Origin of the sequence: Moraxella bovis (genome assembly GCF_025985205.1) — a bacterium.
GTDB classification, from domain to species: domain Bacteria; phylum Pseudomonadota; class Gammaproteobacteria; order Pseudomonadales; family Moraxellaceae; genus Moraxella; species Moraxella bovis.
Map to the genome: position 1 here is coordinate 2,313,636 of NZ_CP087840.1, position 24,723 is coordinate 2,338,358.

A 24,723-nucleotide genomic window follows, 5' to 3' on the forward strand; every position below is an offset into this window, starting at 1 on the left:
GTTTAAGAGAGTTTTTTAAAAATTTAAAATCATGAGATGATATGTTTACCGACATTGACCGCCTAAAATCCGCCCTTGATAATAACCGCCCCTTGCCATCTCATTTGGTCAAAAGTTTGGCAGAAGATTTGACAATTCGCTGGACTTACCACAGCAATGCCATTGAGGGCAATACGCTGACTTTGCTTGAAACCAAAGTCGTGCTAGAAGGCATTACGGTGGGCGGTAAGGCATTGCGTGAGCATTTTGAGGCGATTAATCACAAAGAGGCGATTGATTATGTCTATGAACTTTGTGATAAAAATGAACCCCTAAGCGAATGGCACATCAAAAACCTACACGGCTTGGTACTAAAAAACATTGACCCAGACAATGCAGGGCGGTATCGGTGTGCCAATGTCATCATCACAGGGGCAAGCCACACACCGCCTGAGCATTTTTTGTTAAATGAACGAATGGGCGGGCTTATGGCGTGGTATGAGACCAAGACAAATTTACACCCTATAGAAAAGGCGTGCCAGCTCCATACGGATTTTGTGATTATTCACCCCTTTATTGATGGCAATGGGCGGACTGCTCGGCTTTTGTTAAATCTTGAACTTATCAAACACGGCTACCCGCCTTGTGTTATCACAGTGGACAAACGCCTTGCCTATTATGAGGCGATTGATGACTGGGCAACCACAGGCAACCGCCATAAATTTTTGACCCTAATTCACGACTGTATGATGGAGGGGTTTGGGGTTTATCAAAAGTTGGGGATAGTATGATTATTTACATAGACGCAGACGCCATTCCCACCATCGCCAAAGAGCTGATTATCAAAACCGCGGGTCGCACACAGGTGCAGGCGATTTTTGTGGCAAATGCTTATGTCAAATTACCGCCATCACCTTATTTAAAGTCGGTGGTGGTCAGTCAAGGTTTTGATATGGCGGATAATTTTATTGTAGATAATGTGGGCGTGGGTGATTTGGTGATTACATCAGATATTCCCCTTGCCGATAAAGTGCTGACCAAAGGAGCAAAAGTTTTGACATCACAAGGCGAAGAGCTTACCCCCAATAACATCAAACCCAAATTAAACGTGCGTGATTTTATGGAATCCTTGCGTGGCACTGGTGTCTTAGACCCTACCGATATGGGCGGACAAAAACCCTATGGCGATAAGGACAAACAAGCCTTTGCCAATGGGTTAAATCGGCTGGTCAAACCAACCAACAAATAAAAGTAAAATTTAATTAAAATGATTGGTGATTTTATATGATTTTAACCGATATTGAAAATATTTAATTTTAATAATGATGATGCCAATTTATTTTTGGTTGATGATTTATTTTTAAAAGCCAACGCCTTAAAAAATTCCTTATTACCAAGATTACAAGCTCTTATTCAACATTGTACTACCAAAATCAATGAAGTTTATGATATTAATGTCTTTCAAGATTCAATCATTAACAAATATCCAAACTTTCGCAATCAAAGAATGAATGATTTTGATATTGATTATATGCAGGTGTTTGCTGGCATTGGCGGACAGCGTGCAGATAAATGGAATGGGTTTGCTAATAAAAATAGCAAATCTATTATGGTTTTACCATTTCGTTTGGGATTTATTGCAACGGAAAATGGCATTCAATTATTATTAGAAAACGGTTGGTTAAAAAATCTTAATAAAAACTCTTTTGATAAATTACTAAAATTTCATTTCAATCATCAAGAAAAAATCACTTCTTTATTGTTGTTGTCAGGTATGCAACTGGATTATATTGATAATCAAAATCCTTTATTAACCATACCCGAACATTTGTCCTTTGTAAAAAATAATGATATTATTGATATGAGTTTTATTGGTCAAAATATTCATTATCCCATTCAAGAAAATACAATATATACACTTATTAGAAATTTTTTATATTTTACCTCATTTATGACAGTTATATACAAATTGCTAAGGGCAATAAAATTCGTTTTAATGATTTATTGGAAAAACTCAATCAATGGCTACTGACAGATAATACCATACAAACAAGTTGTCAAAAACCAATTATCAATCAGACTGTTTTAATTCAAAATGCAGAACAACATTTTAAAGTTATGCCTTCTATTCGTTGGCGGGTTTTTCAAAGAGATAATTGGAAATGCGTTTCGTGTGGTCGCACGGTTCATGATGATGTGATTTTGCATATTGACCACATTATTCCACGCTCGATTGGCGGGACGGATACTTATGAAAACTACCAAACACTTTGCCATATTTGCAATATCGGCAAAAGCAATAAGAATGATGCGGATTTGAGAAAGAGTTCATGATGCTAGATTGGTGTGGTGATTTTAAGTGTGCATTTAAATTGTTTTGGTTGAGTCATCAAAATTCAGCAACATAAACACGCAAACACCACAAAATTCCCATGCGTTTTTGTCAAAATTTTGGCATAATATCCCCCATTCATAACACTTTTTACGCATTTTTACGCCAAAACTATGATTGAACAATGGAATAAAGAACTCGTCTTACAACGCCTGCTCGCCTTGACTTTGCTTGTTATCTTGATTGTGCTGTGCTTTAAAGTGGTGCAATTTTTTATCGTGCCAGCGTTGTGGGCAGGGATTTTGGCGTATGTTACTTTTCCTGTTTATACTTTTTTTCACACCAAGGTCCGCCTAAGCCCTAGTTTTAGTGCGTTTTTGATGACTTTTTGTATCTCGCTCATGATTGGCATTCCACTGATTGTGGGCGTGTTTTATTTGCAACATGAAGTGGTAAGTTTTGTTGGTACGGTAATTCGCCGACTGCAAGCAGGCTATTTGGATTTACCTAGTCAAATCAAGAACTTACCTGTCATCGGGCAGACGATTAAGGACACGCTTTGGGAGATTAACAAAAACCCTGAGGCGACCATGGAGACGGTGCGAACGTGGATGCAGTCGCATTTGTATTATGGCAAAATGGCGTTTGATGCGGTGCTAAAAAACCTTGCCAAACTTGGTATGGCTCTGATGACCCTGTTTTTCTTTTATCGGGACGGCAAAAGTCTAGTTCACCAAATCCGTCAAGCCATGAAAAACATCATCGGCGACCGCATTGACGACTACATCGACTCGGTGGGGGCGACCACGCAAGCGGTGGTGTATGGCATTGGATTGACGGCACTGGCTCAGGCGATTTTGGCAGGGGTGGGCTATGCTTTTGCCAACGCCCCAAACCCCATTTTGCTCACACTTCTTACCTTTGTTGTGGCACTCATCCCCTTTGGCACGCCCTTTGCGTGGGGCGGTGTGGCGGTGTGGCTACTCACTCAGGGGCATACAGCAGAAGGCATTGGGCTTGCCCTGTGGGGGACGCTTGTCATTAGTTGGGTGGATAATCTTATTCGTCCGATTGTGATTAGTGGGGCGACCAAAATTCCCTTTATCATCATCTTTATCGGCGTGCTTGGAGGATTGACGGCATTTGGGTTTGTGGGGCTGTTCATCGGGCCTGTGGTGCTGGCGATTGGCTTGGCGGTGTGGCGAGAGTGGATAAGTCAGCACAAAAATGAGATTTTTACCCCCAAAGACAGCATTGTCCCTGTGGCGGACGGCAAAGCCTTACTTGCCGACACCCCAACGCCCAAGCCTGTCTTGGATACAGAGAAATTGGAAAATTAGATAAATTAAACTTCCTAAAAAACCAGTTTTCCGTTCGCCCTGAGCTTGCCTGCGGGTAGGAAAACCGTTATGGTTCAACTTATCTCACCACGAACGGTTTTCTTTGTAGCATACTTTTTGAACCAGAACCAGTTTTAGATATATAGACCGGCTATTTTTGCACATCTATGCCAAAAAGCATTTATTAACCGTACCCCAAAATCCAGATGTTTTTGGGGATTTTATACCCAAAAATACATCACAAATCACACATCTGCCATCAATAAGGACACAACCTGTCCATGTCATGACTTATTCTGTCCGCAACACTAGGTCAAACCCCACCTTTGGGTCAATACCTAGTGCTTGACAATACTGGATAAATTCCACCACATCAAGACGGCGGTCGCCATTCTCCACCCGCTGGACGAACGAATGCGGGCGGTCAAGTCGCTCGGCAAGCGTCCGCATGGGTAAGTTTTGGGCGGTGCGTGCGTCATACAGCCACGCTCGCAAGGCTATCATCTGGGCGGTGTGAATACTTCTGGTCATTACCATGAACTCATGGAAAATAATAGACCTATTTACACCATATTGACGAATTTATCCAAAATAGGTACAATACGTTTATTCGCTCATTGCTCTTGGCATAAAGTGATAACGCACCACAAGGAATTTATTTGACAGCTCATGAGCAACAAGCATGAACGACTGGCGGACAGATTTGCCGACATCTTTATCCGTCTAAACAGCAACGAACGCCTAAACACCAAGGCTCTGGCGGACGAATATGGCGTGTGCGACAAAACCATTCGCCGTGATTTGAATCGCATGGAGTGCTATCTGCCGTTGGTGCGTGACCGTGGGGTCGTGTCTTTGGATAATAGCCGACGATTTGATTTAACCCACAAAGAATTTGGCGAGCTGATTAAACTCATCGGTATTCATCATTTGTTGCCAAATATGGATATTGGTTTTTTAAGGGAGCTAATTAAACAAAAGTCGGACAGCTCATATCATATTCATCATTATGCCTATGAAAACAGTCAAGCATTTGATGAAATGATGAAGCAGTTAGACAGTGCTATCAATAATCGCCAAATCATACACTGCCGTTATGATAATAAAGAGCGTACCATTTATCCTTACAAACTAATTTTTAAAGAAGGATTTTGGTATTTGGCAGGTGTGGAAAATGACCAACTAAAAAGTTATCGGTTAAGTAAAATTGTTGATTTGATCATCAGAAAAGAATGCTTTGATAGCAATGATAAAATTGATACGCTCATCAATAACGATGACAGCATTTGGCTTGGGCAACAAGAGATGACCGTTCTTATCAATGTCAGTCAAAAGGTCATATCCTATTTTCAGCAAAGACAGATTTTACCCAAACAATCCATTATCGCCAAACAAGCCAATGGCGACTGGCTTATACAAAGCACGGTTTGGCATTATGATGAATTATCGCCCATTATACGGTGTTGGATACCGCATTTGACCATTATCGAGCCAAAAGACTGGCAGGATAGGTTGGAGAGTGAACTAAGGTCATATTTAGATTAGAATTTATTTTAACCCCGCTGAATATCAGCATTTTTATAAGGAAACTAACCATGCCATTACCATTTATCCTAGGCGGTATCGCCATTGCCACCGCAGCTACTGGTGCTAAAAAAGCCTATGACGGCTATCAAGACAAAAGTGAAGCCGATGATATTGTAGAAAATGCCAAATACAGATATGACCTTAAAAAATCAGAGTTAGAAGAAGCCAATGAATTAACCGAAGGAAAAATTAATCAGTTGGGCGAGCTTTATCTAACGATTGGACAGGACTTTAAAACCTTTGAAGAATTAGCTGATGAGTTATCAAATAAGCTCAACCAACACTCGAATAGGCACTTAGAAATTAATTTGCCCAAATATAAATTAAATCAAATTAAAGCACTTTCAATGAATTCGGTTGCGTATGCAAGTAAGGTTGCTATTGGCGGCGGTGCAGCAGCCTATGCTGTTTATGGCGGAACCATGGCGTTGGCCGCTGCCTCTACAGGCACACCAATCGCTGCTCTGTCAGGTGCGGCAGCTTATAACGCCACAATGGCAGCTATTGGCGGTGGCTCACTGGCAGCAGGCGGCTTAGGTATGGCTGGTGGAGCGATGATTCTAAGCGGTGTAGTAGCAGCCCCTGTTATTGCTGTAGCAGGTTGGGCGTTCGCCTCTCATGCCAAAGATGCCCTAGAAAAAGCCAAAGAAATTCGCACGCAGGTTGCTGAGTATGAAAGCAATGCCGATGCTGCCATTGCACATCTTAACGATACTCGTGCTTATGTTCTCAACATTATCCTAAACGTCAAAAATATCTATCTCCAATTTAAACATTATCTAAAAGACTTGCAACGGGCTGCACAGTTAATAAGAAAAGGTTTATTGGATACCATCAAGGAAACAGATACCATTATTCAATCAATCAATAATGGTTACGCTTTGGCGGCAATCTTGACTGATATTATCCAAACGCCAATTTTTAAATTAAAAAAAGAAAATGGTGAAATTGTATATGATGAAAATAATGTACCACAACTCGAAGAAGGTCCGCATGGCAATGTGCTAAATACCGCAGAGATGAGCGATAAACTGCAATCATCATCAAGCAATGCCAGAAAATATTAACGCTTTGCTACTCTTTAAGATGTCCTAACTCATAGGACATCTTATCCCTTGGAGAAATCAAATGACAAACACCCAACACTTTGATTGGCGTAATGAGCTTAACAAAACTGTTACTCATAGCCTTGTAACAACCTTCGGTTTGGACTTTTTATTATTTGAAGATAAAAAAGGCGGTGATGTAGATACCATTCACAATGCCCGTCAAGGCATATGGGCAACCGATGAAGCTCGTTCTGCCTATGAAAATCGTGGCGATTACAATTCACACGCTTATCATTCGCATGAAAATTATATCAACAAAGGCAGAGAAGATAAGCAAAAATACCAATCGGGCAAATTGCATGATGCCTACCGTAACACCACAATGAAACACGGCGAGAAACGTCATTTAGACCATATTATCTCCGCCAAAGAAATTCATGATGATGCAGGTAGAGTTTTGGCAGGATTGGACGGCTCAGAACTTGCCAATCAAAATAGCAACTTTCAATCCACCTATGACAAAATCAATATTGCCAAAAAACAACATTCTACCGAAAAATTTTTGAATGAAGTTTTACCAAAAAGCATTAATAATTATGAAGCCAAAATTAAAAACTACGAGCAACAACTGGCAAAACTTCCAAAAGATGCTCACGGTCAAGATGTTTTGGATTTAAAACAGAATTTACGCCAAGCCAAGGAAGATTTGGAGGCTTTGCAAAATATTGACAAAGAAGCCATGATTGAAACTGACAAGAAAGCACGGGCTGAATACAATCATGAAATTGGTATGGCTTATTACACCAGTAGTAAATTTTTTAAAAACACCGCAAAGGCTGCTGCTAGCCAAGGCTTTCGTATGGGAGCAAGACAGGCGATAGGCTTGGTATTGGCAGAAATTTGGTTTGAATTAAAAGAAGCTCTGCCAAATCTTTTAAGGAAATGTCAAATAAATTTTAGCCTTGAAATATTTTGGGGGGGGAACTAAAAAATACCTTAAACAATATTTTTGAAAGGGTAAAATTAAGATTTAAAGATGTACTAAACACCTTTAAAGACAGCTTTATTGCTGGGGTTTTGTCTAGCATTACCAACACCATTTTAAATATTTTCTTAACCAGTACCAAATTAATGGGGAAACTTATCCGTGAATCCTGGAATAACTTGGTGCAAGTCATCAAACTGTTGGTATTAAATCCCCAAAAGTTGGCATTTGGCGATTTGATGAGAGAGATTACCCGACCTATTTTTGCAAGTGTTTCTACCATATTGGGCGTTATGCTCAATCAGCATTTGGCGACAGTCTTAACCATGCCTTTTGGCACGGAGATTGCTGCTTTTATCAGTGCATTATTTACAGGTCTTTTGATGGTTGGCACTGCTTATTTTATTGATTATAGTTCCCCTATGAAAAAAGTGTGGGGGTTTTTAAACAGTCTTAAAAATAAGTATGATGTCTTTTTAGACCATATGAAAGAGATTAATGCTGAGCTAAATGCTTATGTTACCAATCTTGCCAAAATAGAGTTTAATCTCAACCCCCAAGAGTTAAGGGATTTATCTAACGCTCTTAGCCATGCCAGCAATGAAATCCAAAAAGGACAAGTCTTACAAGCCGAAATAGACAGGCGTGGCATAGAATTACCCTATGAAATGGGGGATGGCGACAGCACCATGTCATGGCTACAAAGCAAAGCCAAAAAGATCCATGGATAATCTCACGCCTTTTCCATGCACATCCTGTGGCAAATGCTGTCGCCATGTCAACCTAAGTGAACATACTGCTTATTTAGACCGTGGCGATGGTGTTTGTCAGCATTTTAATGATGACACCAACCTGTGTTTGATTTACGATGACCGCCCACTTATTTGTCAGGTAGAGAATTATTATAAAAAGCACTTGGCCGAACATATTGCCTGGGACGAGTTTGTTCGGCTAAATCTGCAAATCTGCGAAAAACTATGATTGAACAACAAGTCCTCCGCACGCCATCTCCACTGCCTTGACGATGGCGAGGGCTTTTTTGTTGGTTTCGTCCCACTCTGCCACAGGGTCGGAGTCCGCCACCACGCCTGCCCCTGCTTGGATATGGACTTGCCCGTCTTTTAGCACGGCGGTGCGAATGGCAATGGCGGTATCCATGTTGCCCGACCAGCCCAGATAGCCCACCGCCCCACCAAACACGCTACGGCGAACAGGCTCAACCTCATCGATGATTTGCATGGCTCGGATTTTGGGAGCTCCTGACAGCGTGCCTGCTGGGAATGTCGCACAGAACACGTCCAGAGCGTCCTTATCAGCCGACACCACACCTTCTACGTTGCTGGCGATGTGCATGACCTGCGAGTAGCGTTCAATAAACATTTTATTGGTTACCTTGACCGTGCCAATGTCGCACACCTTGCCGATGTCATTACGCCCTAAGTCAATGAGCATCAGATGTTCAGCGATTTCTTTTTGGTCGGAGAGTAGCTCGGCTTCTAGTGCCAAGTCTTCTGCCGCATCCACGCCACGACGGCGAGTGCCTGCCAAAGGTCGCACGGTAACTTTACGCTCATCACCCACCATCTCAATACGAGAGAGAATCTCAGGCGACGCCCCCACGATGTGAAACGGCTCATCATTGGCAAGCTCGCCTTGTATCAAAAATAAGTATGGAGAAGGGTTTAGGTATCGTAAGGCTCGATACACCGCCAAAGGATCTCCCTCAAACTCAGCAGACAGTCGCTGTGCGGGAACCACCTGCATGACATCTCCTGCTTTGATGTATTCCTTAATGCGGTTTACGTCCGTGCAGAATTTGTTTTGCCCTGTTTGCGAGACAAAATGCGGTAAGGGCTGTTTTTTGACGGTCAAATCAGGCTTGTGCGAGAGTAGATTTTCAATAATATCAAGCTGTTTGACCGCCTTTTTGTAGCCGTCTTTGGCTTGTACGTCCGCATAGACCACGACAGATAGGGTATGTTCTAGGTTGTCAAATACCACGACAGACGATGATAGGGTCAGCCACATATCAGGCAGAGCCAAAGGATTGGGCGAGTTTGACACGCCAACAGTCGGCTCAATCACTCGTATCATGTCATAGCCAAAATAGCCCACGAGTCCGCCACTAAATGCAGGCAAATCAGGCATGATATCTTGGCTTGGGGTTTTGTACTCCGCCATAAAGGTGCGGATAAAATCAAAGGGGTCGGTGTCGTGCGTGGTCGTCTCGTCCTTGCGAGCATCCTTTACCACCACCTTGTCGTCATGATACTCAATAGTAATGTCCGAACCCAGTCCAATCATGGAATATCTTGCCCAACGTTCGCCCCCCACCACCGACTCAAACAGATAGGCGGACGCAAAAAATTTACGCAAATTGGCAAACACCGACACAGGGGTGGCATCGTCCATTAAGCGTTTTTTGATAAGTGGAATGTGGGTGTAGCCTTGCTCGGCAAGAGCGTGAAAGTTGGATAAAGATAGCATGACAAGTCCTAAAAAATTTTTATTATTATAACCCAAAACGCATGACAAAAGACAATAAAAAAACCGCCTAAGCTCTCACTTGGCGGTCATCATCAAATCAGCCCACTTACCACTGCCGACTGATACAGGCGTTTGGCACGGCTGCCCGTCCCACAAAACACCATGACAGGCTTGGGCAAATCAGACAACAGATGGGCAAATGCCGTCACCGTCTCCAAGTGCAAACTCTCGCCATCCACGGGCAGATGACGATAGGACAAGCCAACCTGCTCGGCACTTTGGCACAGCTCGGCAGTCTTGGGCTGACCTGCCATCTCATCATCAAAACGCAAATTTATCAAACTCTTAAAACCCAGCTCGGACAAGGCTTGGCATTGACAAGGGTAGATTTGTTTATACAATGTGATGTTTGTGTGCATGTGATTCCCCATACTTGGCGATTTATAATAGGACTTATCTTACCCAAAAACAGACGGACGTTCAACGCCAATTTGGCATAAGTTTATGAAAAAATTTTAAAATTTGGGGGATTTTTAAAAATTTTGGAATAAGGGGTGTAAAATTGATTAAAATTTAATCAGACTATTTTTCAATTTTCAATTTTCAATTTTCAATTTTCAATTTTCAATTTTCAATTTTCAATTTTCAATTTTCAATTTTCAATTTTCAATTTTCAATTTTCAATTTTCAATTTTCAATTTTCAATTTTCAATTTTCAATTTTCAATTTTCAATTTTCAATTTTCAATTTTCAATTTTCAATTTTCAATTTTCAATTTTCAATTTTCAATTTTCAATTTTCAATTTTCAATTTTCAATTTTCAATTTTCAATTTTCAATTTTCAATTTTCAATTTTCAATTTTCAATTTTCAATTTTCAATTTTCAATTTTCAATTTTCAATTTTCAATTTTCAATTTTCAAAAGATTATCAGCGGATTTGGCAGGCTGTCAAGTATTTTTTAAGGTGTTTACCGCCATACCTGTACTTAAAAACACTTGACCGCTTAGTGCTGTGATGACAGGGGTGTGCATGAGAGCATCCATGACGGGCCCTTTGATTTCGGTAAAGTGTAATTGCTTGTCATCCATGATGAGTGTGCGGTTAAAGTCGGCAAGCATTTCTTGGGCGGATAAATCCACGTGATTGACCGCCGTCATGATGACGACGATGTGGCGAGCGGTAGAATACTCACGGCAGATGTCATCTAGGGCGGTGCGGACGGTGGCGATATTGCCAAAATACAGGCTCTCATCAATGCGAATGAGTATCATGTTATCAAAGGTCTGTACGTCATGGCGATGGATGTTCCGAAAATGCTCGCTACCCTCAACCTGCCCCACAACCGCCATATGCACACGGTGCGAGCGATAGATGATGAGTGCAAAGCTGACCAGTAGCCCTGTGATAAGCCCGATGTTCAGCCCAAAGCCCACGCACGCCACAAAAGTCATGGCAAGGGTTAAGGCTTCGCTTTTGTCTTGGGCGTGGGCAACCCTAAAACTTGCCACATCAATCATGGCAATCGCGGACGTGATGATGATGGCAGAGAGTACCGCATAGGGTAGCCCCGTGATGAATTGCCCCAAAAATAACGCAATAATCAGCACGCCTATGGCACAGACCATGGACGATAGGGGCGTATTCGCTCCGAGTGCGACATTCATGCTGGTGCGAGAGATACCGCCTGAGACGGCAAATCCGCCAAAGAGCGAACTTGCGATGTTGGCAAGTCCCAGCCCTTTTAACTCATGGTTGGGAGCAAATGACTCATGGCGAATGCGTGCCAGATTGCCCGCCACACTGGCACTGGATATAAAGGCGATGAGTGCGATGAGCAGAGCAGACGGCAGTAGTGTGATGATGATGTCTAGACTAACCACAGGAAAGGCAGGCAGGGGCAGATGTGTCGGCAAGGGGGCGAGCGTGGCAATGCCGAGATTGGCAAAGTCATACTGCCGAGCGATGATGATACTGATACCAACGAGTACCACGATAAAAAAACGGGCGATGTGAGCATGGGCGGACTTAGGCAGTAGGCGATACAGCACGCCGTGCATGAGTGTGGGGCGGTAGCGGTTCATGAAGAGTAGCCCCAACGCCCCCAGTCCCAACATGGCAGTCGGGGCATGAAACAGTCGCTCCTGCCCTGCCATCTTGCCCATCATGTCAATGAGTCCATCGCCTGATAAGGGCGTGCCGATGAGATGTTTTAACTGCCCCAAGATAATCAGCACAGACGCCCCACTGATAAAGCCACTTGCCACGCCACGACTGACAAACTGCATAATCCAGCCCAAACGTATCACATGGGCGAGCATGAGTAGCATGCCAACCATCAGGGCAAGCGTTACCGCCATCGCCTGATACTGCAAGCTCCCCAACGCATAGGACGACAACGCCCCTGATGTCATAATGGCGGTAATGGCAACAGGCCCGACGGCATTGACCGAGCTTGAACCAACATAGGCATACACCATCGTTGGCACGATGGCACTGTATAGCCCCATGACAGGCGGCAGCCCTGCCAGCAGTGCATAGCCCAAACTTTGAGGAATGACCAGCACCGCCATCATCAGCCCTGTACTAAGCTCAGGCAAGGCACGCTTTGGCTCTGCCAATAAGGGGGAGAGCCATGTGGAGGCGAGCATTGAACGTAGTCGTCTTGGCATGGCGTATCAGTGAGCCTTCTCCCAATTCTCCCCCACGCCAATCTCCACAACAAGTGGCACGGCAAAATCGACGTCCCAGCCTAAGCTTTTGGCGGTGTCGGTCAGTACGTTTTGCATGGCGGTTTTGATAAGCTCGCCTATCTCGTCCGCCTTATCGCTATCGACTTCAAATACCAATTCATCATGCACTTGTAGCAAAAGTTTGGCATGGTCTTTGGGTAGGATTTTATCCACGGCTATCATGGCAAGTTTGATGATTTCGGCGGCAGAGCCTTGTAGTGGGGCGTTAATGCTTGCCCGCTCCGCCCCTTGTCTTATCATGGCGTTTGATGAGTTGATGTCGGGAGCGTAGAGCTTACGTCCTAAAATGGTGGTAACATAACCTGTTGATTTGGCGTAACTTTTGGTATTTTCCATGTAATCATGTATGGCAGGATAACGGGCAAAATACCGCTTGATGTAGTCCTTTGCCACGCCGTTTTCTACGCCAAGCTGTTTGGCAAGCCCAAACACGCCCATGCCGTATAGTAGCCCAAAATTCACCGCCTTTGCTGAACGTCTCTCGTTTGGCGTTACGTCTGATAGCTCCTTACCCATAATCTCGGCAGCGGTGGCGGTGTGAATGTCTAGGTTGTTTTTAAAGGCATTAATCAAACTCTCATCGCCACTAAAATGAGCCATGAGCCGCAGCTCAATCTGCGAATAATCCGCCGCCATAATCACACGCCCTGTCGGCGCGATAAAGGCTTCACGAATGAGTCGCCCTGTGTCGGTGCGAATGGGGATATTTTGTAGGTTGGGGTCTGATGACGACAGTCGCCCTGTACTCGTCAAGGCTTGGTGATAGCTAGTATGCACTCGCCCCTGTTTGTCAGCGACTTTGGCAAGAGCGTCCGTATAGGTGCTTTTGAGCTTGGACAGACTTCTGTGTTCTAGCACCACGTCCACAAGCGGGTGGTCAATCTTGGCAAGGGTCGCCTCCGATGTGGAATATTGCCCTGTTTTGGTTTTTTTACCGCCTGATATGCCTAATTTGTCAAACAAGATCTCGCCAAGCTGTTTGGGGCTTGCCACGTTAAAGCTCTCGCCCGCCAGCTCAAAGGCTTTTTGTTCTAATTGACTGATTTGATTGTCAAAAGCAAGCGATAATTTACCCAAAAATTCGGTCTTTATCAAAATGCCGTCATGCTCCATTTGGGCTAAGATTTGGGCGGTGGGGATTTCTAATTTGTGCAAAAGGCTATTGGCATTAGTATCTTTTTGTAAATACTCGTCAAACACACTAAACAAGCGATACGTAATGTCCGCATCTTCGCACGCATAATCGCTTGCCTTGTCCATGTCCACTTTATCAAAGCTAAGCTGTTTTGCCCCTTTACCTGCCACGTCTTCAAAGGTGGTGGTATTTACGCCCAGATAGTGTCGTGCCAAATCGTCCATGTTATGCCGTGTCGCCACGCCATTGATGACATAACTGGTTAACATGGTATCCATATGCCAATTATTTAGCTCAATGCCATATTTTTTAAAAACATGACTGTCGTATTTAATATGCTGTCCGATTTTGCCGATACTCTGATTTTCTAAAATGGGTTTTAACTCATTTAAAACAAAGTCCCTATCTAATTGATTATCAAGCAAAATATCAAAATCGCCCGTATGTCCCACAGGGATATAATAGCCTTCATAATTGGTTGTAGCGATAGATACCCCAACCAACTCTGCCTTTTGCCAGTCAATGCTAGTCGTCTCGGTATCAATGGCAAAATAAGGCACACTCTTTAATTTATCAATAAGCTTATGAAATTCATCAAGGCTATTTATGGTTTTATAAGTACCTTGTTTAATGGGTAAGGGTTTAACGGTTAATTCATCGCTGTTATCCGCCAAATTATCATCAAAAGGATTGTTTAATTCATTATCGGCATTGTCATTATTAAATAAATCATCAGTAACAGGCAACTCCGCCATTTTTAATAATGCCAACTGCTCCGCCATTTCTTTTTTAAATTCTAATGTCTTAAATAACTCATATAACGCTTTGGCACGTTTTATTTGTGTCTGTTTGTCATTGTCTAATCTTAATTCGTCAAATGAAATGGGCAGTTCTAGATTGGTAACAATCGTGGCAAGGGTGCGATTTAGGGGGATTTCGCCTTGATGTTCGTATATTTTTTGCCCAACCATGCCTTTGATATTGGCAAGATTTGCCAAAATGCCGTCAATATCGCCATATTCGGTCAATAACTTGCTTGCCGTCTTCGCCCCAACCTTAGGAATGCCTGCAATGCCGTCCGATGAGTCGCCCATGAGCGTGAGATAATCGGCGATTTGGGTGTTGTGTACGCCAAATTTGTCAAATACGCCCTGTAAGTCCGTGATTTTGTCCTTAAAACTGTCTTCCAAAATCACACAGTCATTAACCAGCTGTGCCATGTCCTTGTCGCCTGTGGAGATGACGACAGGATAGCCGTTTTGGCAAGCGGTGTGAGCAAGCGTGCCGATGATGTCGTCCGCTTCAAAACCGTCAATTTTGATGAGGGAAATGCCCAATTTTTCAATCAAATCATGAATATACGGAATCTGCACTCGCAAATCATCGTCCATCGGCGGACGGTGAGCCTTATAAGCGTCCGATAATTCGTGGCGAAAGGTGGGGGCTTTGGTATCAAAAGCGACCGCCATGTGGGTGGGCTTGTATTTTTTGATGAGCTTGCCCAAGGCATTTAGCACACCACGAGTGGCATTGGTGGGCAAGCCGTCTTGGTTGGATAGTAGGGGCATACCGTGAAAACAGCGAAATAGATAATACGAGCCGTCCACGAGAATGACAGGTGGTTTGGATTTATCAATGGCGGACGTGTCAAAAGTGGCAAGGTTGGGGATGTCGGTGTAGGTCATGATTTTAATAACTTTTTTGATATAAAATTTGAACTATTATACCCAAAAAAGGAAAATTAGGGAAAATTTTCCCATAAAAAAGCCCTGATGCTCAGGGCTTAGATTTACCGTTTAGTCATATTCGGTGCATTCCACGTCTTCATCACGGCAAAACATCTCATGGTGCTCGGCTCGGCATTGTTTGAGTACATCTAGGCGAGTCTTGCCACGACTGGTGTTTTCGGCGCGGTAAGTTTCGGTAAAGGCTTTGACTTTGCAGACATGAACACTGTCTTTATTTTCTTTGACAAGCACAGGCACGCCCACAGGTACAGGCACGACAACCGCCCCTGTATTTGGTGTATCAATGGGCGCAACACAGGCGGACAAAGTTAAAGCGGATAAAATAAGAGCAGGGGTAAAAAATGATTTCATGGTGAACTCCCATTAAAAAAACAAAACACAATAATTAAGTAAATCAAATATTTCGTATTGTACAAGGCGTAACTGTCATGAGTTTAAGCAATTTGTAACAAATTGTAAAATTTTCTATCAAGTTTGATGAATGACTATGATTAGGAAATCTGTGCAAATAGATTTTTTTAAAATAAGATAGCAAGCCAAAAGAAAAAGCACCCAAATATGAGTGCTTTTCGTGGCGAAATACTGATTAGTATTTACGCACAGTGCGTGCTTGTTCACGCCATACTTTTTTCTTATAACGCTTGACCGCAGCGGCTTTTTTACGCTTACGCTCTTGGGTTGGTTTTTCATAAAATTCTTTTTTACGTACGTCAGCCAGAACGCCTGCTTTTTCGCAAGCACGTTTGAAGCGACGAATCGCAATATCAACAGGTTCGTTTTCTTTGACCTTTACTAAGGGCATGGTTTACTCCGATTATCAAGACAACTAAGACATCAATTTGGCTGTATATTATAATTAGCTGGTACGGTCTTGGCGTAGGCATCAGCTCAAATTGGAACAAGGTGTTTTTTACAAAACCTGCCGATTATACCAAAACAGTCCAAATAAGGCAAGTTGTTTTGACGCATTAAACAAAACAAAAAACGCCCCAACTGGGACGTTTTTGGTGTTTTAAAAACTACATAATAATATTCTTAATCTCCTCAGAAATGAAAAGGGTGGCACCATTATTTGAGATATACTGATCAAATCCTACCTTAACCTCAGATGTAGATTCATCAATCTTGGTAAAGGTGCCATCCAATGTGACCGTATCCAGCCCATCACCCAAAACATCAAGGGAACGACCCTCAGGGTTTATGCTGAGTACATCTTTGGCAGTAATGGTTAGGTTTTGTGCCGTACCATTATTCATGTCCAATACCTCAAAGCCAGTTGCTATGGTGTTGGTTAGGTCAATATTTCCATCCAACTTGACTTCATCACCGACTTTATATGGCTTGCTAACAAGTAGCAGAGTATCTATACCTGCACCACCATCAATAACAAGATCATCAGCATCATAAACAATCTTATCGTTACCCTCGCCGCCATATAGTTTATCAGCACCCAATTCACCAATCAACGTATCATCACCTTTGCCGCCGTAAATAATATCTGCAGCTGCAGCTGTTGTTCCGATAATGTAGTCATGGTCATCAGTGCCATTAACGGTACGACCTGTGGTTTCTTTGGCATAATCATTAAAATTGATAACAACAGTGTCTTGAATGCTATCACCATCGTTGTCTTGATAAGTATAGCCAAACACTAACCGATCCTCGACACCCAAATCAACCACTTCAGCAAGATTATCAGCACCTCTAAACTCGTAACTACCGTTAATATTACCGATAAATGTGCCATATTTGGTTTTAAAGGTGAATGTTGATGGATTATTATCGCTATCAACAATGTTTTTATTGGCATCTGTAATGTCTTTGAGTGTCCAAATAACCTTTTGTGCGTTAGGATCTAACAATCTGGCATCGCTCACAACATCACCACCTGTTCTAAAGTTGGTTGCATGCTCAAGATCGTTATTAGCATCTGGATTTGGGTCAAGTGGGATTAGTGTTGCAGATAATTTAAAACCATTATTCGCTTTTTCTTTGGTGTTGATAATCACCACCTTTCCAGAGACCACATCCTCTCGAGTAATACCATCCAACTGAGTCTTAATCAAGTTGGCAGCACCTGTATTGTACAAACTGTTAACACCTCTTATATCATCAGAGCCGCCTCTTGTATTATAATTTTCCTCCATCTTAACAAGCAGATCATAGTTATCAACACTGTCGCGTAGCTCACCATTGCCACTGACTTTTTCTGGCTGATTTAACTTTAATGTATAGCGTTTACCGCCAATGAGGAGTGTTGTCTCCTGCGGCTTGAAAATAACAAAATCATCAGGGGTGATACCATAGATTAAGTTATCCAACAAGTCATTGTTGTCGTAATCTTTATTAGGAGTCTCGATATGCTTTAGATCAAAGATGGTCTTAACAGTCTGTTTTTCGCCGTTAATACTCACCACAAAATCAACGTGCATATTAACAGACTCCAAGCCTTTGTTGACATAAATACCTTGGTTGTCATGGTTAAACGTACCTAAACTAAAAGGTATATTAAAACCATCTAACTTCTTATTGATCATACTGACATCTTCTGCGATGCCATAGCTTGCTCTAGGTTGCACATTCCTACTTGGATTGCCCCACTGGATAGTCTCAGCATAAACATCTTTATCATTATTGGTAGACACAAAATATCGTTTGTCCGTTTCATTACTTGAATCAGGGTTGCTAAAGCCTGTGACGATATCCATCAGTCTAACATCATCGACAGGTACATCGATATTGTGAATACTAACACCTGATACAGGCGAGTCATCCTCCACCCTCGTAACGATCTTATTGTCACGTGCAATCTCAGTTTTGCCATCTTTGACCACGATACCAAAATTAACTTCTAGATTATCTTCTTTGTTATCACCCTCCGTATGATCAATAGGTGCGTGTAGCTCTGTGGTGTATTTATAAGCAATGGTGTTACCTTCTTTTACAATCTGCTCTTTGAGCTTGATAGTAAGAACAGGTTTGTCATCAGGAGTTCTGCCTATCCATGTCAAGCCCTCATCTGGTGTTGTCCAAGTGACTGGTTGCTTGCCACTGGTAACAATTGTAGTAGGCTTGGTTAAAGCCAATGTTACATTTTTGGATAGACTTGTATCAATGCTTGTAATACGAATCTCTCCATCAGAAGTGGTAGCATTCGTCTTATCCACACCAACAGGATCGTTGTCTTTATTACCACCCGGTAAGCCTTCCTCGGATACATGTGCTGGTGGATCCAATTTAATCACTGGTTTGTCTTTGTTAACACCGACCTCTCCATTAAAGTCATTAATGGTAGTGGTAACTGTATCTACGCCCTTACTGGCGTTATCTGATACTCTAGTCATATTAACCACAAAAGTTTCGATACCTTCATAGACTTCATCATTTATGATTGGCACATTAATATCTACCGAACTAGTACCCACTTTGATAATCGCCGTCTTAGTGACACCAAAAGTACCATTCCCGAAGTCAGCAGCCTCTGCTAGGTTAATACCTGCCGCATTAGCAGGAACAGTTACCTGGTACTCAATAACAACGTCTTTATCAGCAGTTTTGCCATTAGCCAGTGTAAATGTATATTTGGCAGTGCCCGCACTCTCTAACACAGTTCTCACACCTGACAAATTTACAGTCGGCTTATCATTATCCGCATCTGGCACAGGGTTGGTTGGTGGCAGACGTGGATCAGGATTGTTGTCTGGGTTGTCTGGATCTGCTGGGTTAAATGGTGGTTTAGCAGGATCGCTTGGCACGTTTGGACTGATGTTGTCCGGATTGTTTGGATCGCGACCATCAGGCGTGCCTTTGCCATCATCATGAATGGTGGTAGTTACATTATCCTTAGCTGTATCAATACTTGCATTACCCTCAACTTTAGTAATGGCAATGTTGTAATCCTCAGCAACTTCATATTCATTATCGTTGACAATACCCACTTTAACGGTAGCAGAAGTTTCGCCTGCTTTAATAACAACAGTCTTGGTAACAAAGCCGTCTTTTAGGTCAGCAACTTCGGCAGGATTGGTGCTCGCACCTGCTTTAGTTACATAAGTAACCGTAATGTCTTCTTTGGCAGGCTTGTCTAGGCTGATGGTGTATTCAACCTCGCCAACTGCTTCATTAACATTGGTCAGACCTGTAATAGAAACCTTGGCAGGACCATCATTATCCGCATCTGGCACAGGGTTGGTTGGTGGCAGACGTGGATCAGGATTGTTGTCTGGGTTGTCTGGATCTGCTGGGTTAAATGGTGGTTTAGCAGGATCGCTTGGCACGTTTGGACTGATGTTGTCCGGATTGTTTGGATCGCGACCATCAGGCGTGCCTTTGCCATCATCATGAATGGTGGTAGTTACATTATCCTTAGCTGTATCAATACTTGCATTACCCTCAACTTTAGTAATGGCAATGTTGTAATCCTCAGCAACTTCATATTCATTATCGTTGACAATACCCACTTTAACGGTAGCAGAAGTTTCGCCTGCTTTAATAACAACAGTCTTGGTAACAAAGCCGTCTTTTAGGTCAGCAACTTCGGCAGGATTGGTGCTCGCACCTGCTTTAGTTACATAAGTAACCGTAATGTCTTCTTTGGCAGGCTTGTCTAGGCTGATGGTGTATTCAACCTCGCCAACTGCTTCATTAACATTGGTCAGACCTGTAATAGAAACCTTGGCAGGACCATCATTATCCGCATCTGGCACAGGGTTGGTTGGTGGCAGACGTGGATCAGGATTGTTGTCTGGGTTGTCTGGATCTGCTGGGTTAAATGGTGGTTTAGCAGGATCGCTTGGCACGTTTGGACTGATGTTGTCCGGATTGTTTGGATCGCGACCATCAGGCGTGCCTTTGCCATCATCATGAATGGTGGTAGTTACATTATCCTTAGCTGTATCAATACTTGCATTACCCTCAACTTTAGTAATGGCAATGTTGTAATCCTCAGCAACTTCATATTCATTATCGTTGACAATACCCACTTTAACGGTAGCAGAAGTTTCGCCTGCTTTAATAACAACAGTCTTGGTAACAAAGCCGTCTTTTAGGTCAGCAACTTCGGCAGGATTGGTGCTCGCACCTGCTTTAGTTACATAAGTAACCGTAATGTCTTCTTTGGCAGGCTTGTCTAGGCTGATGGTGTATTCAACCTCGCCAACTGCTTCATTAACATTGGTCAGACCTGTAATAGAAACCTTGGCAGGACCATCATTATCCGCATCTGGCACAGGGTTGGTTGGTGGCAGACGTGGATCAGGATTGTTGTCTGGGTTGTCTGGATCTGCTGGGTTAAATGGTGGTTTAGCAGGATCGCTTGGCACGTTTGGACTGATGTTGTCCGGATTGTTTGGATCGCGACCATCAGGCGTGCCTTTGCCATCATCATGAATGGTGGTAGTTACATTATCCTTAGCTGTATCAATACTTGCATTACCCTCAACTTTAGTAATGGCAATGTTGTAATCCTCAGCAACTTCATATTCATTATCGTTGACAATACCCACTTTAACGGTAGCAGAAGTTTCGCCTGCTTTAATAACAACAGTCTTGGTAACAAAGCCGTCTTTTAGGTCAGCAACTTCGGCAGGATTGGTGCTCGCACCTGCTTTAGTTACATAAGTAACCGTAATGTCTTCTTTGGCAGGCTTGTCTAGGCTGATGGTGTATTCAACCTCGCCAACTGCTTCATTAACATTGGTCAGACCTGTAATAGAAACCTTGGCAGGACCATCATTATCCGCATCTGGCACAGGGTTGGTTGGTGGCAGACGTGGATCAGGATTGTTGTCTGGGTTGTCTGGATCTGCTGGGTTAAATGGTGGTTTAGCAGGATCGCTTGGCACGTTTGGACTGATGTTGTCCGGATTGTTTGGATCGCGACCATCAGGCGTGCCTTTGCCATCATCATGAATGGTGGTAGTTACATTATCCTTAGCTGTATCAATACTTGCATTACCCTCAACTTTAGTAATGGCAATGTTGTAATCCTCAGCAACTTCATATTCATTATCGTTGACAATACCCACTTTAACGGTAGCAGAAGTTTCGCCTGCTTTAATAACAACAGTCTTGGTAACAAAGCCGTCTTTTAGGTCAGCAACTTCGGCAGGATTGGTGCTCGCACCTGCTTTAGTTACATAAGTAACCGTAATGTCTTCTTTGGCAGGCTTGTCTAGGCTGATGGTGTATTCAACCTCGCCAACTGCTTCATTAACATTGGTCAGACCTGTAATAGAAACCTTGGGCTTGACAATCTCAGGATAAGTGATATTAACTGGTGTTGGCTTAGAGAATGTGCCTGGCTCTTTATCGTTTTCAACAATATAGTTAATTGGTGATGGGTCTTTATCCCCAAGCTCAGGTACTGGAGTAAAGGTTACTTCGCCTGGGTTAGGGCCGACAGTCCAAGTACCTTCATTTGGCACAACAATCTTGTCGGTTGGATGACCTGTGATAGGATCAACCAGTTTAACCGTATCAGGTTTAACATTGTTATCATTGCCAGTTACGTTTTGGGTGACGGGTTCGCCTTTATAGCCCGATTTACTATCAGGAGTGGTAGCGATTGGATTTGGGTTTGCAGGGTCAACTGGCGGATATGTTACATCCACGCTCGTAGGTGGCAAATCTTTACCATCCTTATCTTTAACCACGTATTTGATTGGGTCTGGGTCACCAGTAAAGCCATCTTCAGGAGTAAAGGTTACTTCGCCTGGCTTAGGACCGACAGTCCAAGTACCTTGACCTGGTACTTTAACTTCGTTGCTAGGTGGGTTGTTAGGATCAACAAGTTTTACCGTTGATGGATCCACATCACCGTCGTTGCTTGTGACATTTTGGGTCACAGGTTGTCCTGGAGTACCTGGTTTGGTGTCGGGCGTGGTGATTGTTGGATAGGTCACCGCTACTGGGGTAGGTTTCAAATCCAAACCGCTCTTATTTTTGACAATGTAATTGATGGGTGTTGGACTCTGTTCAAAACCTGGATTAGGCTTGAAAATTACCACGCTTGGATCGTCAGGGTCTTGAGTCCAAGTGCCTTGACCTGGCACCTTGATGGGTGTACCCACTGGCACTGGCTCCTTGCTAACAGGATCAACCAAACGGACAGTGCTCGGGTCGACATTCTCATCGTTATCAGTTACCTTTTGTGGTACAGGCTGACCTATTTTGCCCTTCTTAACATCCGCCACTGGCTTGGATGGATATGTTACCGCAACTGGTGTTGGCTGAAGTTGGTTACCACTTTTGTCATTAATATAATAATTAACTGGACCTGGATTACCAGTAAAGCCATCTTCAGGAGTAAAGGTTACTTCGCCTGGCTTAGGACCGACAGTCCAAGTGCCCTCATTTGGCACAACAATCTTGTCGGTTGGCTCACCTGTCTTAGGATCAACAAGTTTTACCGTTGATGGGTCTACATCACCGTCATTGTTTGTGACATTTTGGGTCACAGGTTGTCCTGGAGCACCTGGTTTGGTGTCGGGGTTGGTAAGCTGTGGGTAGCTGACATCCACGTCGGTTGGTGGTAGGTCGTTACCGCCTTTATCTTTGACCACGTATTTGATCGGGTCTGGGTCACCAGTAAAGCCATCTTCAGGAGTAAAGGTTACTTCGCCTGGCTTAGGACCGACAGTCCAAGTACCTTGACCTGGTACTTTAACTTCGTTGCTAGGTGGGTTGTTAGGATTGTTAGGATCAACAAGTTTTACCGTTGATGGATTCACATCACCGTCGTTGCTTGTGACATTTTGGGTCACAGGTTGTCCTGGAGTACCTGGTTTGGTGTCGGGGTTGGTTGGTGTAGGCTGTGTTGGTTCTGGATATGTTACATCCACGCTCGTAGGTGGCAAATCTTTACCATCCTTATCTTTAACCACGTATTTGATCGGGTCTGGGTCACCAGTAAAGCCATCTTCAGGAGTGAAGGTTACTTCGCCTGGCTTAGGACCGACAGTCCAAGTACCTTTACCTGGTACTTTAACTTCGTTGCTAGGTGGGTTGTTAGGATTGTTAGGGTCAACAAGTTTTACCGTTGATGGATCCACATCACCGTCGTTGCTTGTGACATTTTGGGTCACAGGTTGTCCTGGAGTACCTGGTTTGGTGTCAGGGTTGGTAAGCTGTGGGTAGCTGACATCCACGCTCGTAGGTGGCAAATCTTTACCATCCTTATCTTTAACCACGTATTTGATCGGGTCTGGGTCACCAGTAAAGCCATCTTCAGGAGTAAAGGTTACTTCGCCTGGCTTAGGACCGACAGTCCAAGTGCCTTGACCTGGTACTTTAACTTCGTTGCTAGGTGGGTTGTTAGAATCAACAAGTTTTACCGTTGATGGGTCTACATCACCGTCGTTGCTTGTGACATTTTGGGTCACAGGTTGTCCTGGAGTACCTGGTTTGGTGTCGGGCGTGGTTTGTGCATCATAAATAATAAAAACTGGGGTGGGCTGACTCTCTTTACTCTCTTTATTTTTGACCACGTAGTTAATAGGTGTTGGATTGCCATTATACCCTTTCTCTGGGGTAAAGATAACCACACCTGGCTCTTTCGAGTCAAGCTCCCAAGCGCCCTGACCTGATACAACAACTTTTTCAGTTGTCGGGCGTCCAGTTTCTGGATCGATTAGTCTCAACGTCTCTGGCACGGCATTATCCGCATCATTCTTCAGTACATTGACACGCACGGGGTTGTCACCATCGCCTCTTTCAGAATCGTTAGTGGTAGAAATAACACTATCTGGTGCCGGGGCAGGTTTATCATCATCCTTACCTAGAAAAGGAATCACACCCAAACCAAGTAGTGGCCACCATGGGAAAGTACCAGTGGGCAACATGAGCCATAGTGGAGTTAGGTGATGCTCGCCACCTAGTGCCTGACCTTCTACGTCAGCGTCTTGAAGCTGAGTGACATAATCTGCCACCTCACCGGTATCAGGAATATAGTAGTAGTAGTGACCATCTTCGGCAACACCGATAAGAGCCTTATCTTCATCCTCAAAGAACCCTTCGATGATAAGGTCGTCATTTTGCCCTTCACGCTCAAAAGAAACGTGCAGGTCTTTGCCTTTACGCTTGGCAATGATATGGTTGGGAGCACGTCCGATAGAGTGGTCAAAAAACTCATAGTTGACATTTTTATCAGCTTTAATCACATCAGGCTGACCATCATGTGTGGCAAGGGTCAACTCTTTAATTTGCTCCACATGGCTGTGAACTTTGATGGTGACATTTTTTGCAGTAACTGGTACCATAATTATTCTCTTTTTATCTAGTTATGTTGGTAGGTATTATTAACCACCAACCTTAGTGAATATAATGAAAGG

At 43.4% G+C, this 24,723-nt stretch carries 18 protein-coding genes; 10 read left to right on the forward strand and 8 right to left on the reverse strand.

Annotation, left to right across the window (positions count from 1 at the left end):
* The first annotated feature begins 41 nt into the window (after positions 1 to 41).
* From LP107_RS11790 to LP107_RS11810, 5 genes are all read left to right on the forward strand, one after another.
* On the forward strand, positions 42 to 770 hold the full coding sequence (locus LP107_RS11790; protein ID WP_078274088.1) for a Fic family protein: 729 nt from the start codon (positions 42 to 44) through the stop codon (positions 768 to 770).
* Entirely contained in the window at positions 767 to 1,228 is a 462-nt protein-coding gene (locus tag LP107_RS11795; RefSeq protein ID WP_078274087.1) for a YaiI/YqxD family protein, read from the forward strand. The genes LP107_RS11790 and LP107_RS11795 overlap by 4 nt, the downstream gene beginning before the upstream one ends.
* A gap of 51 nt (positions 1,229 to 1,279) precedes the next feature.
* A complete protein-coding gene (locus tag LP107_RS11800) occupies positions 1,280 to 2,011 on the forward strand; it encodes a hypothetical protein (RefSeq protein WP_112742614.1) in 732 nt (243 codons plus the stop codon).
* On the forward strand, positions 1,984 to 2,313 hold the full coding sequence (locus LP107_RS11805) for an HNH endonuclease (protein WP_208624048.1): 330 nt from the start codon (positions 1,984 to 1,986) through the stop codon (positions 2,311 to 2,313). Before LP107_RS11800 ends, LP107_RS11805 begins: the two co-directional genes overlap by 28 nt.
* A 171-nt stretch (positions 2,314 to 2,484) precedes the next feature.
* Positions 2,485 to 3,651 carry an AI-2E family transporter gene (locus tag LP107_RS11810; RefSeq protein ID WP_078274085.1) on the forward strand — a complete coding sequence of 389 codons (1,167 nt, stop codon included), beginning with the start codon at positions 2,485 to 2,487 and terminating at the stop codon, positions 3,649 to 3,651.
* A gap of 291 nt (positions 3,652 to 3,942) precedes the next feature.
* On the opposite strand, the gene LP107_RS11815 is transcribed toward LP107_RS11810, so the two are convergent.
* Entirely contained in the window at positions 3,943 to 4,182 is a 240-nt protein-coding gene (locus LP107_RS11815; RefSeq protein ID WP_078274084.1) for a helix-turn-helix domain-containing protein, read from the reverse strand.
* Positions 4,183 to 4,320: 138 nt separating this feature from the next.
* Here LP107_RS11815 and LP107_RS11820 point away from each other — a divergent pair, with 138 nt between their 5' ends.
* The 5 genes from LP107_RS11820 (at position 4,321) to LP107_RS11840 (ending at position 8,253) form a co-directional block, all read left to right on the forward strand.
* Positions 4,321 to 5,196 (forward strand): helix-turn-helix transcriptional regulator, encoded by an 876-nt coding sequence (locus tag LP107_RS11820; protein ID WP_078274083.1) that lies wholly within the window; start codon positions 4,321 to 4,323, stop codon positions 5,194 to 5,196.
* A gap of 50 nt (positions 5,197 to 5,246) precedes the next feature.
* A complete protein-coding gene (locus tag LP107_RS11825) occupies positions 5,247 to 6,305 on the forward strand; it encodes a chemotaxis protein (protein ID WP_078274082.1) in 1,059 nt (352 codons plus the stop codon).
* A gap of 61 nt (positions 6,306 to 6,366) precedes the next feature.
* Positions 6,367 to 7,275, forward strand: a complete 909-nt coding sequence (locus LP107_RS11830; protein WP_208624049.1) for a hypothetical protein — start codon at positions 6,367 to 6,369, stop codon at positions 7,273 to 7,275.
* A gap of 89 nt (positions 7,276 to 7,364) precedes the next feature.
* Entirely contained in the window at positions 7,365 to 8,003 is a 639-nt protein-coding gene (locus tag LP107_RS11835) for a hypothetical protein (protein ID WP_208624050.1), read from the forward strand.
* Positions 7,996 to 8,253: a YkgJ family cysteine cluster protein gene (locus LP107_RS11840; protein WP_078274080.1), complete on the forward strand. Its 258-nt coding sequence runs from the start codon at positions 7,996 to 7,998 to the stop codon at positions 8,251 to 8,253. Before LP107_RS11835 ends, LP107_RS11840 begins: the two co-directional genes overlap by 8 nt.
* On the opposite strand, the gene trpE is transcribed toward LP107_RS11840, so the two are convergent.
* The 7 genes from trpE to LP107_RS11875 all read right to left on the reverse strand — a co-directional run bounded on the left by trpE (position 8,248) and on the right by LP107_RS11875 (position 24,651).
* Positions 8,248 to 9,759, reverse strand: a complete 1,512-nt coding sequence (gene trpE / locus LP107_RS11845; RefSeq protein ID WP_078274079.1) for an anthranilate synthase component I — start codon at positions 9,757 to 9,759, stop codon at positions 8,248 to 8,250. The genes LP107_RS11840 and trpE overlap by 6 nt on opposite strands.
* A gap of 92 nt (positions 9,760 to 9,851) precedes the next feature.
* Complete coding sequence (locus LP107_RS11850; RefSeq protein ID WP_029104049.1) at positions 9,852 to 10,178, reverse strand: protein tyrosine phosphatase family protein; 327 nt, start codon at positions 10,176 to 10,178, stop codon at positions 9,852 to 9,854.
* 530 nt (positions 10,179 to 10,708) lie between these two features.
* On the reverse strand, positions 10,709 to 12,430 hold the full coding sequence (locus LP107_RS11855) for a SulP family inorganic anion transporter (RefSeq protein ID WP_078274078.1): 1,722 nt from the start codon (positions 12,428 to 12,430) through the stop codon (positions 10,709 to 10,711).
* 6 nt (positions 12,431 to 12,436) lie between these two features.
* Complete coding sequence (gene polA, locus LP107_RS11860) at positions 12,437 to 15,331, reverse strand: DNA polymerase I (RefSeq protein WP_078274077.1); 2,895 nt, start codon at positions 15,329 to 15,331, stop codon at positions 12,437 to 12,439.
* Positions 15,332 to 15,442: 111 nt separating this feature from the next.
* Entirely contained in the window at positions 15,443 to 15,745 is a 303-nt protein-coding gene (locus LP107_RS11865) for a hypothetical protein (protein WP_078274076.1), read from the reverse strand.
* A 235-nt stretch (positions 15,746 to 15,980) separates the two neighbouring features.
* Positions 15,981 to 16,196, reverse strand: coding sequence for a 30S ribosomal protein S21 (gene rpsU, locus LP107_RS11870; protein WP_029104045.1), 216 nt, complete (start codon positions 16,194 to 16,196; stop codon positions 15,981 to 15,983).
* Between the two features lie 217 nt (positions 16,197 to 16,413).
* Positions 16,414 to 24,651 (reverse strand): Calx-beta domain-containing protein, encoded by an 8,238-nt coding sequence (locus tag LP107_RS11875; protein WP_264676087.1) that lies wholly within the window; start codon positions 24,649 to 24,651, stop codon positions 16,414 to 16,416.
* Positions 24,652 to 24,723: the final 72 nt, after the last annotated feature.